Annotated in this window: 13 protein-coding genes; 9 read left to right on the forward strand and 4 right to left on the reverse strand. The window is 63.8% G+C overall.

Translation table 11 applies throughout. The annotated features are described in order from the left end of the window. The 4 genes from BLQ85_RS08585 (at position 1) to BLQ85_RS08600 (ending at position 4064) form a co-directional block, all read left to right on the forward strand. Positions 1 to 867 carry a decaprenyl-phosphate phosphoribosyltransferase gene (locus BLQ85_RS08585; protein ID WP_074575932.1) on the forward strand — a complete coding sequence of 289 codons (867 nt, stop codon included), beginning with the start codon at positions 1 to 3 and terminating at the stop codon, positions 865 to 867. Next, the gene (locus tag BLQ85_RS08590) at positions 864 to 1817 is read left to right on the forward strand and encodes a lysylphosphatidylglycerol synthase transmembrane domain-containing protein (protein ID WP_074575933.1); all 954 of its coding nucleotides are present in this window, start codon (positions 864 to 866) and stop codon (positions 1815 to 1817) included. Before BLQ85_RS08585 ends, BLQ85_RS08590 begins: the two co-directional genes overlap by 4 nt. 61 nt (positions 1818 to 1878) lie before the next feature. Then, complete coding sequence (locus BLQ85_RS08595) at positions 1879 to 3417, forward strand: ArnT family glycosyltransferase (protein WP_074575934.1); 1539 nt, start codon at positions 1879 to 1881, stop codon at positions 3415 to 3417. Then, on the forward strand, positions 3405 to 4064 hold the full coding sequence (locus BLQ85_RS08600; protein WP_074575935.1) for an HAD-IB family hydrolase: 660 nt from the start codon (positions 3405 to 3407) through the stop codon (positions 4062 to 4064). Before BLQ85_RS08595 ends, BLQ85_RS08600 begins: the two co-directional genes overlap by 13 nt. Positions 4065 to 4070: 6 nt before the next feature. On the opposite strand, the gene BLQ85_RS08605 is transcribed toward BLQ85_RS08600, so the two are convergent. From BLQ85_RS08605 to BLQ85_RS08620, 4 genes are all read right to left on the reverse strand, one after another. After that, positions 4071 to 4844 (reverse strand): tetratricopeptide repeat protein, encoded by a 774-nt coding sequence (locus BLQ85_RS08605; protein ID WP_074575936.1) that lies wholly within the window; start codon positions 4842 to 4844, stop codon positions 4071 to 4073. 59 nt (positions 4845 to 4903) lie between these two features. After that, positions 4904 to 5563, reverse strand: a complete 660-nt coding sequence (locus tag BLQ85_RS08610) for a TetR/AcrR family transcriptional regulator (RefSeq protein WP_007873932.1) — start codon at positions 5561 to 5563, stop codon at positions 4904 to 4906. Between the two features lie 102 nt (positions 5564 to 5665). Continuing rightward, complete coding sequence (locus tag BLQ85_RS08615; RefSeq protein ID WP_074575937.1) at positions 5666 to 6949, reverse strand: patatin-like phospholipase family protein; 1284 nt, start codon at positions 6947 to 6949, stop codon at positions 5666 to 5668. Positions 6950 to 7057: 108 nt separating this feature from the next. Beyond that, positions 7058 to 7555, reverse strand: a complete 498-nt coding sequence (locus tag BLQ85_RS08620; RefSeq protein ID WP_074575938.1) for a phasin family protein — start codon at positions 7553 to 7555, stop codon at positions 7058 to 7060. A 214-nt stretch (positions 7556 to 7769) separates the two neighbouring features. Between BLQ85_RS08620 and BLQ85_RS08625 the strand changes: the two genes are divergently transcribed. From BLQ85_RS08625 to tviB, 5 genes are all read left to right on the forward strand, one after another. Then, complete coding sequence (locus BLQ85_RS08625; protein ID WP_074575939.1) at positions 7770 to 9755, forward strand: SDR family oxidoreductase; 1986 nt, start codon at positions 7770 to 7772, stop codon at positions 9753 to 9755. 108 nt (positions 9756 to 9863) lie between these two features. Further along, positions 9864 to 10928, forward strand: coding sequence for a dTDP-glucose 4,6-dehydratase (rfbB, locus tag BLQ85_RS08630; protein ID WP_074575940.1), 1065 nt, complete (start codon positions 9864 to 9866; stop codon positions 10926 to 10928). An 8-nt stretch (positions 10929 to 10936) separates the two neighbouring features. Next, positions 10937 to 11854 carry a dTDP-4-dehydrorhamnose reductase gene (gene rfbD, locus BLQ85_RS08635; protein WP_074575941.1) on the forward strand — a complete coding sequence of 306 codons (918 nt, stop codon included), beginning with the start codon at positions 10937 to 10939 and terminating at the stop codon, positions 11852 to 11854. 174 nt (positions 11855 to 12028) lie between these two features. Next, entirely contained in the window at positions 12029 to 13069 is a 1041-nt protein-coding gene (locus BLQ85_RS08640; protein WP_074575942.1) for an SDR family oxidoreductase, read from the forward strand. Between the two features lie 14 nt (positions 13070 to 13083). Further along, positions 13084 to 14358, forward strand: coding sequence for a Vi polysaccharide biosynthesis UDP-N-acetylglucosamine C-6 dehydrogenase TviB (tviB, locus tag BLQ85_RS08645; protein ID WP_305790508.1), 1275 nt, complete (start codon positions 13084 to 13086; stop codon positions 14356 to 14358). Positions 14359 to 14396: the final 38 nt, after the last annotated feature.

Below are 14396 nucleotides of genomic sequence, written 5' to 3' on the forward strand. Positions count from 1 at the left end.
ATGCCCTCTTCCTCTTCTTTCCTGCTGGCCCTGGTCCGCCTCATGCGGCCGCACCAGTGGCTGAAAAACGCTTTTGTGTTCGCCGGCCTGGTATTCAGCCAGAACTGGCAGGACATGGCGCTGGACTGGCACGTCCTCCATGCCTTTGCGGCTTTTTGCTGCCTCTCCAGCATGGTCTACATCATCAACGACTGGCATGACCGTGCCAGCGATGCCCTGCATCCCGGCAAACGCCACCGGCCCCTGGCCAGCGGCGCGGTGCCGGTGCCCGTGGCGCTGGTGCTGGCCGGCCTGCTATTGGTGGCCGGCCTGCTGCTGGCGGCGGGCAACCGCACCCTGCTGGCGCTGCTGGCGGCCTACGTGCTGCTCAACCTGGCGTACTCATGGCGGCTCAAGCAGGTGCCGGTGGTCGACGTGTCCATCATCGCCTCGGGTTTCATGCTGCGCCTTCTGGCCGGCACCGTGGCCGTCGGCATCCCGCCTTCGCGCTGGCTGCTGCTGACCGGCATTTTTGTGGCGCTGTTCCTCGGTTTTGCCAAGCGCAAGGCCGAAAGCTTCCATGAAGAGGCCAGCCAGCGCGCCGTGCTGGCCCACTACCCCTCGGCCCTGCTGGACACCTTTATGGCCGTGACCATGACCGCCACGCTGACCACCTACAGCCTGTTCGCCACCAGCCCCGAGGCGCAGCTGCAGCACGGCGAGCGCCTGCTCTATACCGTGCCGGTGGTGATTTTCGGCATGCTGCGCTATACCTACCAGGTGCACCGCGGCCATGGCGAAGACGTGGCGCGCGACATGCTGCGCGACCCCTGGATACTGGGGGCCGGCGCGCTCTGGCTGGCCATTTTCCTGAGCCGCTGGCTGTGAAGCCCGCGCCCGCTTCCTCCGCGCCGGTTGCGGCGGGCCTTCCCTTCAAGCGCCTGCTGCTGGTGCTGGGTGTGGTGGCCACGGCCTACGCGGCCGCGCTGCTGGTCTGGGGCGACAGCCCCAAAACCTCGCTGGCGCTGCTCTGGTCCTGGACGGGCGCGCAGGCCGCGGGCCTGTGCCTGCTCAACTACTTGCTGCGCGGCCTGCGCTGGCGGCTCTGGATGGCGCACTACGGCCGCCATTTCGGCTGGCTGCAGGGCTTGCGTCTTTACCTTGCGGGTTATGCCTTCACCCCCACGCCCGGCAATGTCGGCGAGGCGGCGCGCGGCCTGATGCTCGCGCGCCAGCCCCTGGGTGCCGGGCAAAGCCTGGCCATCTTCGGCGCTGAACGGCTGGCCGACCTGCTGTGCCTGCTGTTGCTGTGCCTGCCGGCCGCCGGCTGGGTGCTGCGGCATCCCGCGGTGCAGGCCGCATCCACGCTGCTGGGCGGCCTGCTGGCGGCGGCTGTGCTGGTGCTGCTGGCGATGCTGGGCCTGCTCTTCAAACACCGTGCCCGGCTGTTTGAGCGCCTGCCCTGGCTGCGGGAGGCCTGGCATTGCCTGGCGCTGCGTCCCTGGCTCTGGCTGGGGCTGACCCTGGCAGCCTGGGCGGCGCAAGGCGTCGCGGTCTGGCTGGTCTGCCGCGGCATGGGTGTGGGGCTGGATGTGCTGACCGCCACAGGCTTTTACGCCATCGCCATGGTGGCCGGCGCCCTGTCCGCGCTGCCGGCCGGCCTGGGCGGCACCGAGGCCGTGCTCACGGGCCTGCTGGTGGCGCAGGGCGCCACGCCCGCGGCGGCGCTGGCCGTCACCGTGCTGGCGCGGCTGCTGACGCTGTGGCTGGCCGTGGCCATAGGCGTGCTGGCCTTGCTTTATAGTGCGGCCATCCGCAAGGAAATCAGCTTGCGCTAGCCTGCCCCCGCCTTGTCCGCGGCCGCTTTGCCGCCGGCGCCGCTCCCGATTCTTAGCCTTCATGTCCCAGAACCAAGATTCCACCGCCCTTCCTGTCACGCTGAGCCGCTGGCTGCTGGCCGCCGGCCTGCTCTCGTTGCTGCTGCGGCTGTGGATTTCCGTGAGCTTCCCGGTCACCGGCGACGAGGCCTTCTTTTACTGGTGGGGTGTGTACCCCGACTGGGGCTATTCGGACCACCCGCCCATGGTGGGCTGGCTGATCGCGCTGATGCGCGCCACGCTGGGAGACAGCCTCTGGTCCATACGCCTGCCCATCGTGCTGCTGCCGCTGGCGCTGGGCGCGGCGCTGTGGTGGGCGCTGAAGGGCGCGGACCGGGTGCGTGCCGCCTGGGCTGTGCTGTTTTTCTGGCTGGCGCCGCTGAACTGGCTCAACACCCTGATCACCACCGACACGCCGCTGATCTTCTGGTCGGTGCTGTCGGTCGCCGCGCTGATGCGCGCCGAGCGCCGCGCCCAGATGGACCGCGCCGCCTGGGGCTTGTATGCGCTGTCGGGCGTGTTCCTGGGCTGCGCCTTTTTATCCAAGTATTTCTCGGTGGTGCTGGGTTTCAGCTACCTCGTGTACTTCGTGCTGTACCGTCGCGAGCGCCTGGCCGGTTTGGCCCTGCTGGTGCTGTGCGCCTTGCCGGGGCCGGCGATCAACATCGCCTACAACATGTCGCACGGCTGGTCCAACATCATGTTCAATGTGTACAACCGCAATGAAGATGCCCATTTTGAGTGGCGCAAGCCGCTGACCTACATCGGCATGATGGCCTACCTGGTCACGCCGGCCGCGCTGTGGATGGCCGTGCGCTATCGCCAGTCGCTGCTGGCCGCGGCGCGCTCGCAGCGCCTGCTGGCCTGCCTGGTGGTGGTGCCGCTGCTGTTCTTCGCGCTGCTGTCGGCCAAGAAGGTGATTGGCCTGCACTGGGTACTGTCGTTTTACCCCTTCGGTTTTGCCTTCCTGGCTTTTGCCTTGCCGGAGGGCAAACTCAAGGCCTGCGCCAAGGGCCTGGCCGTGTTCGCCGGCCTGCATGTGCTGGTGGTGGCGGGTCTCTACATGACCACTGTGGACACCTGGCGCAGCACCAAGCTCTATCCGCAAATCATCCGCAGCTACAAGACCGCCGAAATGCTCCAGCAGGTCACGGCGCCCGGCGTGGTGCTGATGGGCGAGGCCTACACACCGGCCTCGATATTCGGTTTTGAGCGCCGGCAGTACATGCCGGTTTTCGGCGTCGGCAAATTCCATGCGCGCCAGGACGACATGCTGGTCGATTTTTCGCTGTACCAGGGCAAGACGATTCGCATCATCCTCGCCGACAAGCCGCGCCTGGAGGAGTTTGCGCCCTATTTCGCCTCGGTGCGTGTGCTCAGCTTCGAGCAAAACGGCGTGCCGTTTTACGCCCTCGAAGGCACGGGCTTTAACTACCAGGCCTACCGTGAAGGCGTGCTGGGCACGGTGTTCAAGCGCTACTTCAATATTCCCAAGTGGCTGCCCATGACGGGCTGCCCTTTCTGCGAACGCTATTGCGGCCAGGTGCGATGCCCGAGCTAAGCGCCCAGGATGCCGGCCCGGTTGTCGCCGCCTTTGACTTCGACGGCACGCTGACCCGGCGCGACACCTTCACGGTTTTCCTCGCCCGCGGCCTGGGCTGGCCGCGCTTTGTGTGGGCCCTGCTGCGCTGCTCGCCCTGGCTGGCCGGCTATGCGCTGCGCATCGTGCCCAACAATGTCGCCAAAGGCAAGCTCATGCAGGCCGCGCTGACCGGCCGCAGCCTTGCCGAGATGCAGGACTGGACCACACGCTGGCTGGCCCAGGATTTCCCCGGCCAGCTGCGCGAGGACGCCATGGCCCGCCTGGCCTGGCACCGCGAGGCCGGGCACTGCTGCGTGATGGTGAGCGCCTCGCCCGACATCTATCTGGCGCAGGTGGCGCAGCAGCTGGGTTTCGACGCGTTGCTCTGCACCGAAATGGAAGTCATGGGCGAGGGCGATGCCCGCCACCTCACCGGCCGCATGCGCACGCCCAACTGCCATGGGGAGCAGAAGGTCGTGCGGTTGCGGGCCTGGGCGACAGGGCGATTTGGCGTCACAGGGCTGGAAGGTGTGACGCTGTATGCCTATGGGGATACTTCCGGGGACAAACCCATGCTGCGGCTGGCCCGGCATGCGTGGTACCGGGGGCAAACCTGGACGGGGTGATGCTGCTCAGTCCTCGAGCTCAGCCTTTGCCATCTCCACATCAAGCCTCTCCGTCGCATCCAGCGCCTTGCTGGCCGCCGCCTGCTCATACAACTTGGTGGCTTCCTTCATCTTCTTGTCGCCTTCGAGCATGACCATGCCGTTGGCATATTCGATCATGCCGATGGCCGAGCCGGGGTGCAGTTTCAGGGCGTCTTTGTAGAGCGACAGGCCCACGTCCTTCTTGGCGCCGTAGGTCATGCCGCCTATCAGCGAGCCGACCTTGTCGATGACCTCGGCGTGGAAGGCGGCCAGCGCGATGTGGGCGTCGGCGTGTTTGGGCGATAGCTTGATGGCCTGCTCCAGCGCGTTCTTCACCTTGGTGCCCAGTCCTTGCGCCAGGGCCTTGGCCACGCTGATGCCCTGGCTGTAGCGGCCCAGCGCATAAGCCTGCCAGTACCAGGCGTTGGCGTTTTTCGGGTCGTCCTTTTGCTGGGCCTCGGCGCGGGCGGCGACTTCCATGAAAAGGTCGAGTTTGGTCTTTTCCTTGGTTTCCAGGTAAGTGGCATACATGCTGGCGGCCTTGTTGGCCACCGTGATGCCGTCACCGCCGGCTTTGAGGCCCGCATCAGACGCCTTCTGGAATTCACCGTTGTGGAACAGCACCCAGGCCTGCAGCACATCGGCGTCCTTGGGCAGGGGTTCGCAGTCGCCCAGGTGCAGGCGGGCCCAGCTCTTTTTCAGGCTGGCGGCATCGAATGCGTAGTCGCCGGCATGGGGAAAGGCAGTCCATTTGGCCATGTGTCTTGTCTCCTTGGTAAAAATTGTTGGTGTTATGGATAAGGGCGGTTTGAAGGAACTCAAGCCGGGTTGCTGTAAGCGCCGACCAGGGCCTGCAGGTGCGCGCGCTGGCTTTGCTCCAGGTAGGGAATCAGCAAATTGAGCACGTGGTGGGCGCCGCGCAGCAGCGCGGCTTGGGCGTTGCCGGGCTCCAGCGCGTTGCGCGGGTCGCGCACGTACTCGAAGCTGAGCCAGTAGGTGAGCACCACCACCATGCTGGTGGCCGTTGCCTCGACCTCTCGCGAGTCGATGGTCATGGCGCCGGCGCGGCTCATGCCGTCGAGCAGGCCCTTGACGGCGCGCGTCTTGTTCTTGAGCACCCACTGGAAGTGGGTTTCCAGCCGGCGGTTCTTGCTGAGCAGGTCGTTGAGGTCGCGGTACAGGAAGCGGTACTGCCAGATCAGCTCAAACAGCGTGTGCATGAAAAACCAGGCGTCCTCCACGTCGCGCACGCCGTCGCTGGCGTTGAGCAGCTCGCTCAGGGATTTTTCGTAGCGGTCGAACAGCGAGTTGATGAGCTCGTCTTTGGCGGGGTAGTGGTAGTAGAGGTTGCCGGGGCTGATGTTGAGTTCGGCGGAGATCAGCGTGGTCGACACATTGGGCTCGCCAAAGCGGTTGAAGAGGTCCAGGGTGACCTCCAGAATCCGCTCTGCTGTACGGCGCGGCGCTTTTTTCGCCATAGTTGTCTACCTTGTATTGTTCTTTAACTCTAACCCAGCGCCTGCCGGCGCGAAACTAGGGAAGTCCACAAAACCTGGGTCCGCCCATAGAGAACCTTTGGGTTACGCCGCCACCACCGAGCGGGAAGTCGATTGCAGCGCATGGCTTAAATCTTCCATGACCTCCTCCAGCGAGGCGATGGCCCGGCCCACGCGGGTGGCGGCCGGCCTGGGGGCCACCAGGTGGCGTTTGGGGTCCTCCAGGACGTCCAGGTTCAGGCTCACGCCGTGCCGCGCGAGCTTGGCCGACAGCGTGGTCTTGCGCGAGCGCAGCATCTGCCGGGTCTTCTGGTAGGCGTGCTCGGCCAGTTGGCGGCGCTGCCGGTAGCTGAAGGTATTGGCCAGGAACATCTCGGCGTCGCGATGGTCGGGCTCCAGCAGCACGATGTCGGTGTCGGGGTAAGCGTGCTCGTAATGCTTCATGCCCAGCTCCAGCCGCGAATGGATCATGGAGCGAAAAGTCTGGCTCATGACCGCGGGCAGGCCGCCGCTGACGATGCGCGGTATGGCCTGTTTTTCGGGCGGCAGGCCGCGGCGCATGACGCGTTGGTCCATGGCCAGCTTGGGCGCGCGCGTGGAGTTGAAGGGCACCAGCGGGTTCAGGCAGAACATCAGGTCCACGCCCTCGTCCATGGCCACGCCGGCGTGCATGGTCTTCTTGAGGGCGCCGTCCACGTAGTAATGGTTGTCGATCTCCACCGGCGGGAACAGGCCGGGCAGGGCCGAGCTGGCCTGCACGGCCCTGGAAATCGGCACGTGGTCCCAGCCGGGACGGCCGAAAGGCGCGGCATCGCCGCTGTCCAGGTTGGTCGCCACCAGGGTCAGGCGGGTGCGGAGCTCGCGAAAGTCATTGGTGCGCCCGGGCTTGGAAAACAGTTTTTCGAGCTGGGTGTCGACTTCGTCGTTGGCAAAAATGCCCGTGGGCAAGGCCGGCCCCAGCGCTTCCAGCGCATGGACAAAAGACTTGCGCCCGAAGGTGGCGCGCCATGCGGCCGACGCGGCCAGGCCGGGCAGCGTGATGCCGCGCCGCAGGAATTCGCCGTAGGCGGGCACCATCAGCCAGGCCGGATCGAACACCTCCGAGGCCTTGTCGTCGTTTTCGATAAAGGCCGCGCAGAGCTCGCGCGGCGTCATGCCGTTGGCCAGGCCCGCCGCGATAAAGCCGCCGGCCGAAACGCCGACGTAATGGTGCAGTTCGGTGAAAGAGACGCCTTGCAGGGATTCATCGAGGGCGCAGAGCGCGCCTATCTCGTAGATGGCCCCCAACGGGCCGCCACCCGCCAGTGCCAGTGCAATGCGCGGCTGGCTGCTGGAGGGCTTGCTTTTTGAACGCTTGGCTGAAGTCATGAGGAGAAAGTGTAGACGGCGGCCCCGGGAATATTTGCTGCTTTGCAGCAAAGCGCATAGGCGAAAAAAAAGGGACGGTATGTCCCTTTTTGGTGAAGCTCGCCGTGCTTAGGCCGACTTGCGCGCGGCCGGGCGCTTGGCGGCCGGCGCCTTTTTCGCGGCGGGTTTTGCGGCGCTCTTGGCGGCGGGGGCCTTGCCGCTGAGTTTTTGCACATTGCGGTTGAGTTCGTCAATGCGTGCGATCAGCGCGTCCACATCCTTGGCGGAAGGCACGCCGAGCTTGTTCAAGGCCTTGGCGACGCGGTCTTCGAAGATGTTTTCCAGTTTGTCCCACTGGTGGCCGGCTTTGGACTGGATATCAGTGGCCATGGTGGCCATCTTGTTGGTGGCTTCGGAGATCTTTTCTTCGGCGACGGCCTGGGTCTTGCGCTGGATGGACAGGCCTTCCTTGACCAGGGTCTCGAAAACCTTGCCGCCTTCTTCCTGCGCCTTGGAGAATGCGCCCAGGCCGGCCAGCCAGATTTGCTGTGCGGACTCTTTGACGGCGCCCGAAAGCTGGGGGCCGGATTTTTTGTCGGCACTCATTTTTTGCAGTTTCTTGACCATGATGGACTCCAGACAGTGAGGGTTGTGGATTTGCGCGGACAGTATGCCGCATAGACCGCAAAATATAAGCCTTCCCCGCGGCGGTGTTTAGGTGCCCCGCTCTATGGAAAAGCAGGCCCCGCGCCGCTGAGCGCGGGTTTCTGCTGAATAGGGAGTCATGCGGTTTAAGCAAGAATCAGTTTTTTGATCGACAGTTCAGCGGAGAAAACACAACATGCATTATTTCGTCACGGGGGCCACAGGCTTCATCGGCAAACGCCTGGTCAAAAAACTTCTGGAACGAAAAGGCACGACCGTTCATTTCCTGATCCGCCAGGAAAGCGCCGGCAAGGTCGCGGCGCTGCGGGAATACTGGGGCGTAAGCGCCGCGCGGGCTGTCGCCATCCACGGCGACCTGACGAGCAAGAAGCTGGGCGTCAGCAGCGAGGACATCAAGAAACTCAAGGGCCAGGTTGGGCATTTTTACCACCTGGCCGCCGTCTACGACCTGGGCGCCGACGAGCAAAGCCAGATCGCCGTCAACATCGAGGGCACGCGCAGCGCGGTGGAGTTCGCCAAGGCCATAGACGCCGGCCACTTCCACCATGTGAGCTCCATCGCCGCGGCCGGCCTCTATGAAGGCGTGTTCCGCGAGGACATGTTCGAGGAGGCCGAGAACTACGACCATCCCTACTTCATGACCAAGCACGAGAGCGAAAAAATCGTGCGCAAGGAATGCAAGGTGCCCTGGACGGTGTTTCGCCCCGCCATGGTGGTCGGCGACAGCACCACCGGCGAGATGGACAAGATCGACGGCCCCTACTATTTCTTCAAGCTGATCCAGCGCATGCGCCAGCTGCTGCCGCCCTGGATGCCGGCTGTGGGGCTGGAAGGCGGGCGCATCAACATCGTGCCTGTCGACTTTGTCGTCGACGCGTTGGACCACATCAGCCACAAGACCGGCATCGCCAAGAAGTGCTTCCACCTGGTGGACCCGGTGGGTTACCGCGTCGGCGACGTGCTGGACATCTTCAGCCGCGCGGCCCACGCGCCCAAGATGAACCTGTTCATCAACGCCGCCCTGCTGGGTTTCATCCCGCGCGGCGTCAAGAAGAGCCTGATGGCGCTGGCGCCGGTGCGGCGCGTGCGCAATGCGGTCATGGCCGACCTGGGCCTGCCCGAGGACATGCTGACTTTCGTCAACTACCCGACGCGTTTTGACTGCCGCGAAACCATGGCCGCGCTCAAGGGCGCCGGCATTGAATGCCCCAACCTCAAGGACTACGCCTGGCGCCTGTGGGACTACTGGGAGCGCCACCTGGATCCCGACCTGCACATAGACCGCTCGCTGCGCGGCACCGTCGGCGGCAAGGTGGTGCTGGTCACCGGCGGCTCCTCCGGTATAGGCCTGGCCGCGGCGCACAAGTTCGCCGAAGCCGGCGCGACCACCATCATCTGCGGGCGCGACCAGGACAAGCTCGACGAGGCCTGCAAGGAAGCCAAGGCCAAGGGCTACCAGTTCGTGGCCTACCCGGCCGACATCGCCGACATGGCCGACTGCGACCGCTTCCTCAAGCTGCTGGTCGCCAACCACGGCGGCGTTGATTTCCTGATCAACAACGCCGGCCGCTCCATACGCCGCGCGATCGAGGCCAGCTACGACCGCTTCCACGACTACGAGCGCACCATGCAGCTCAATTATTTCGGCTGCCTGCGCGTGACCATGGGGCTGCTGCCCGGCATGGCGGCCAAACGCAAGGGCCATGTGGTCAACATCAGCTCCATCGGCGTGCTGACCAACGCGCCGCGCTTCTCGGCCTATGTGGCCTCCAAGGCCGCGCTGGACGCCTGGACGCGCTGCGCTTCGAGCGAGTTCGCCGACGTCGGCATCAGCTTCACCACCATCAACATGCCGCTGGTGCGCACGCCCATGATCGCGCCGACCAACCTGTACAACAACGTGCCGACGCTGTCCCCGGAAGAAGCCGCCGACATGATCGCGCAGGCCTGCATCTTCAAGCCGGTGCGTGTCGCCACGCGCCTGGGCATCACCGGCCAGCTGCTGCACGCGCTGGTGCCGCGCATCGCGCAGATCGCCATGAACACCAGCTTTCGCATGTTCCCCGACTCCTCGGCCGCCAAGGGCGAGAAGGGCGCCAAGCCGCAGCTGTCCGCCGAGGCCGTGGCCATGCAGCAGATGATGCGCGGCATCCACTTCTAGCCGTTGCCGCGGCGGCCGCCGGCCGCCTTTTCCGGCCTTGCCGCCCGCAGGCCAGGGGCATAATGTGTGCCGGTGCCGCACTGCAGCGGCGCATGGAAAGGCGAGCTCATGATTTTGGTTACAGGGGGAGCCGGGTTTATCGGCGCCAATTTTGTTCTTGACTGGCTGGCGGGCAGCGACGAGCCGGTCGTCAACCTGGACAAGCTCACTTACGCCGGCAATATGGAAACCCTGGCGCCCCTGAAGGGCGACCCGCGGCATATTTTTGTCCGGGGCGACATCGGCGACAGCACCCTGGTTGCGGACCTGCTGGCCAAGCACAGGCCGCGCGCCGTCGTTCATTTCGCGGCCGAGTCGCACGTGGACCGCTCCATCTCGGACCCGGAAGCCTTCATACAAACCAACATCGTCGGCACTTTTCGCCTGCTGGAGGCCGCGCGCCGCTACTGGTCGGAGCTGCCGGCCGGTGAGAAATCCGCCTTCCGCTTCCTGCAGGTGTCCACGGACGAGGTGTACGGTTCGCTGCAGCCGGCCGACCCCGCCTTCAGCGAAACCAACCGTTACGAGCCGAACAGCCCTTATTCGGCCAGCAAGGCGGCGAGCGACCACCTGACCCGGGCCTACCACCATACTTACGGCCTGCCGGTGCTCACCACCAACTGCTCCAACAATTACGGCCCCTACCATTTCCCCGAAAAACTGATCCCGCTCATGATCGTCAACGCCCTGGCCGGCAAGCCCCTGCCGGTTTACGGCGACGGCCAGCAGGTGCGCGACTGGCTGTATGTCAAGGACCACTGCAGCGGCATACGCCGCGTGCTCGAAGCCGGCAAACCCGGCGAGACCTACAACATAGGCGGCAACAACGAGAAGCCGAACATCGACATCGTCCACGCGGTGTGCGCCCTGCTCGACGAGCTGCGCCCGCGCGCCGGCGGCAGCTACCGCGAACAGGTGGCCTTCATCAAGGACAGGCCCGGCCATGACCGCCGCTACGCGATCGATGCCAGCAAGATGATGAGGGAGCTGGGATGGAAGCCCGCCGACACCTTTGAAACCGGCATCCGCAAGACCGTGCAGTGGTACCTGGACAACCCCGAGTGGGTCACGCATGTGCAAAGCGGCGCCTACCGCGACTGGGTCGAGGCCCAGTACGCCACGGCCGCGGCCTGAGCGCGCGCATGAAGATACTGCTTTTCGGCAAGAACGGCCAGGTCGGCTGGGAATTGCAGCGCAGCCTCGCGCCGCTCGGAGAACTGGTCGCGCTGGACCGCCACAGCACGGATTTCTGCGGCGACCTCGCCAAGCCGGACGGCATCCGCGAGACGGTGCAAAAAGTCCGGCCCCAGGTCATCGTCAATGCCGCCGCCTATACCGCTGTCGACAAGGCTGAAAGCGATACCGCCGCCGCGCATGCGGTCAATGCCGAAGCCCCGGGTGTGCTGGCCGAGGCCGCCAGCGCCGCCGGCGCGTGGCTGCTGCACTACTCGACCGACTATGTGTTTGACGGCAGCGGCAGCAAACCCTGGGAAGAGGGCGACCCGACCGGCCCGCTCAGCGTCTACGGCCGCACCAAGCTCGAAGGCGAGCAGCGCATCGCGGCCCGGTGTGCCCAGCACCTGATTTTGCGCACCAGCTGGGTCTATGCGGCGCGGGGCGGCAACTTCGCCAAAACCATGCTGCGCCTGGCCGCCGAGCGCGATCGCCTGACGGTCGTGAGCGACCAGTTCGGCGCGCCCACGGGGGCCGACCTGCTGGCCGACGTCACGGCCCACATGCTGCGCAGCGCGCTGGCCGGTCCCGCGGCTGCTTTTGCGGGCACTTACCACGTGGCGGCCGCGGGCGAGACTTCGTGGCATGGTTATGCGCGTTTTGTCCTCGAATGCGCCGCGAAAGGCGGCAAGGCGCTCAGGGCGTCGCCGGACACCGTGGACCCTGTCGCCACATCGGCCTTCCCGACGTCGGCTGTACGCCCGCATAATTCGCGTTTGAACACCAGCAAACTTCGCGGCGCCTTTGGCCTGCAGCTTCCGGCATGGCAGCAAGGCGTGGCCCGTATGCTGGCGGAAGTTGGCGGTGCCTCGACGACGCAACATTGAGACAGAAGGTACCGCCCTCTCGTTTCGCGCTTTTAAGGGGCGATCGGCTGGCCGGGCAGTTGCAAGTGGGATAAACAGCTGAACAGCTTTTAAGCGGGCAATCAGGAATGAGCCAGCTCTTCCGGGTTTGCCTCGAATTGGAATGGAATCAATGCCAAGTTTGGATCAACTGCAATGACCGAGTACGAGACGCTGAAATTGCAGCTCAGAAAAAATCCGCGTGCATGGTTGGTGACCGGCGTCGCGGGTTTTATTGGGTCTAACCTGCTCGAAGCCCTGCTGGCCCTGGATCAGCGGGTGGTCGGGCTGGACAGCTTCGCGACGGGCCGGCGTGAAAACCTCGAGCAGGTGGCACAAGCGGTGGGTGTCGCGCGGTGGGCGAATTTCCGGTTGGTGGAGGGCGATATTGCCGAGCTTGACGCGTGCCGAGAGGCCATCACCGGTGCCGATATTGTTCTGCACCAGGCCGCGCTGGGCTCGGTGCCGCGCTCACTGGAAGACCCGATTCGCACCAATCGGGCGAACATCGACGGCTTTCTCAATATGCTGGTCGCCAGTCGGGATGCGGGTATCCAGCGCTTCGTCTATGCCGCGTCGAGTTCCACCTATGGCGACCATCCGGACCTGCCGAAAATTGAAGACAGAATCGGCAAGCCTTTGTCGCCTTATGCGGTGACCAAGCTGGTCAATGAGCTGTATGCCGAGGTTTTCGGGCGTTGCTATGGTTTAAATACCATTGGTTTGCGCTACTTCAACGTTTTTGGCCCGCGGCAAAATCCCGCCGGAGCCTATGCCGCCGTGATACCCAAGTGGATTGCCGCGATGCTCAAGGGGGAGCCGGTATTCATCAATGGCGACGGTGAAACCAGTCGCGATTTTTGTTATGTGCAGAACGCGGTCCAGGCCAACCTGTTGGCCGCGACACGGGAAAATACCGACGCCTTCAATCAGGTCTACAACGTGGCCGTGGGCGACCGCACGACCTTGAACAGCCTGTACCATCTGATCAGAGGCGAACTTCAGCGGCACCTGCCCGGGCTGCAAGTGGGGGTGCCGCAATACCGCGATTTTCGGGAGGGAGATGTCCGGCATTCTTTGGCCAGCATCGACAAGGCCCGTTCGCGGCTGGGTTACCAGCCGACGCACACCATTGCAGAGGGCATGAAAGAGGCCATGGATTGGTATGTTCGTGATCTGGGTTCCAATACTCACTGATACTTTTGCGCATGATCATGAACGAAAAATTGAAACTCGCCATCATCGGCTTGGGCTACGTGGGGCTCCCGCTCGCCGTGGAATTTGGGAAGAAGCGCCCGGTCGTCGGGTTTGACATCAATGCCAAGCGCATTGCGGAGCTCCAGTCTGGCAAAGACCATACGCTGGAAACGGAACCCGACGAGCTGAAGCAGGCGCGGCACTTGAGCTTTTCGAAGGACATCGAAGACCTGCGTTCGTGCAATGTCTTTATCGTGACCGTTCCGACGCCGATCGACCAGTACAAGCGCCCTGACTTGACACCGCTGATCCGGGCCAGTGAAACGATTGGAAAAGTTCTCAAGCCCGGCGACATCGTGATTTACGAGTCCACGGTATACCCGGGCGCCACCGAAGAGGATTGCGTGCCTGTGCTGGAGAAAGTCTCCGGCCTGCGGTTCAACGAAGACTTCTTTGCCGGCTACAGCCCGGAGCGCATCAACCCCGGCGACAAGCAACACCGGGTAACGACGATCATGAAGGTGACGTCAGGATCCACCCCCGACGTGGCCGAAACCGTCGATGCGCTTTACAACGAAATCATCACGGCGGGCACGCACAAGGCGCCGAGTATCAGGGTTGCCGAGGCGGCCAAGGTGATAGAGAACACGCAGCGGGATCTCAATATCGCGCTCATCAATGAGCTCGCGATGATTTTCAACAAAATGGACATCGATACGGAGGCCGTGCTCAAGGCCGCCGGCACCAAATGGAATTTCCTGCCTTTCCGGCCTGGGCTGGTCGGCGGCCACTGCATTGGCGTTGACCCGTATTACCTGACGCACAAAGCGCAGGCGCTCGGCTACCATCCCGAGATCATTCTGGCGGGACGTCGTTTGAACGACGGTATGGGCGTGTACGCGGTAGCCCAATTGGTCAAATCAATGACAAAGAAGCGCATTCAGGTCGATGGCGCGCGTGTGCTGGTGATGGGGCTTGCCTTCAAGGAGAACTGCCCCGACTTGAGAAATACGCGGGTTGTCGATATCGTTGCGGAACTCCAGGAATACAACTGCAAAGTCGATATCTATGACCCGTGGGTTTCCGCGGAGGATGCTTTTGAGGAGTATGGGGTTTCTCCGATCAAGCAACCGGAGCCCGGTGTCTACGATGCGATTGTTCTTGCTGTTGCCCACAACGAGTTTCGTGCGATGGGCGCCCAGGCAATTCGCGCCCTCGGTCGACCGGTTAATGTGCTCTATGACCTCAAGTATGTGCTCCCGAGCAATGCCGTGGATCTGCGGTTGTGAGGCATAAAAATGCTCGCTGATTTCCGAATTAAGACTTC

This window comes from Polaromonas sp. JS666 (assembly GCF_900103405.1).
Classification (GTDB): Bacteria; Pseudomonadota; Gammaproteobacteria; order Burkholderiales; family Burkholderiaceae_C; genus Polaromonas.

Bases quoted from the DNA above. Each gene is read 5' to 3' on its own strand.
- BLQ85_RS08585 (WP_074575932.1), top strand. From the start codon at position 1: ATGCCCTCTTCCTCTTCTTTCCTGCTGGCCCTGGTCCGCCTCATGCGG.
- BLQ85_RS08595 (WP_074575934.1), top strand. From the start codon at position 1,879: ATGTCCCAGAACCAAGATTCCACCGCCCTTCCTGTCACGCTGAGCCGC.
- BLQ85_RS08600 (WP_074575935.1), top strand. From the start codon at position 3,405: ATGCCCGAGCTAAGCGCCCAGGATGCCGGCCCGGTTGTCGCCGCCTTT.
- BLQ85_RS08605 (WP_074575936.1), bottom strand. From the start codon at position 4,844: ATGGCCAAATGGACTGCCTTTCCCCATGCCGGCGACTACGCATTCGAT.
- BLQ85_RS08610 (WP_007873932.1), bottom strand. From the start codon at position 5,563: ATGGCGAAAAAAGCGCCGCGCCGTACAGCAGAGCGGATTCTGGAGGTC.
- BLQ85_RS08615 (WP_074575937.1), bottom strand. From the start codon at position 6,949: ATGACTTCAGCCAAGCGTTCAAAAAGCAAGCCCTCCAGCAGCCAGCCG.
- BLQ85_RS08620 (WP_074575938.1), bottom strand. From the start codon at position 7,555: ATGGTCAAGAAACTGCAAAAAATGAGTGCCGACAAAAAATCCGGCCCC.
- BLQ85_RS08625 (WP_074575939.1), top strand. From the start codon at position 7,770: ATGCATTATTTCGTCACGGGGGCCACAGGCTTCATCGGCAAACGCCTG.
- rfbB (WP_074575940.1), top strand. From the start codon at position 9,864: ATGATTTTGGTTACAGGGGGAGCCGGGTTTATCGGCGCCAATTTTGTT.
- rfbD (WP_074575941.1), top strand. From the start codon at position 10,937: ATGAAGATACTGCTTTTCGGCAAGAACGGCCAGGTCGGCTGGGAATTG.
- BLQ85_RS08640 (WP_074575942.1), top strand. From the start codon at position 12,029: ATGACCGAGTACGAGACGCTGAAATTGCAGCTCAGAAAAAATCCGCGT.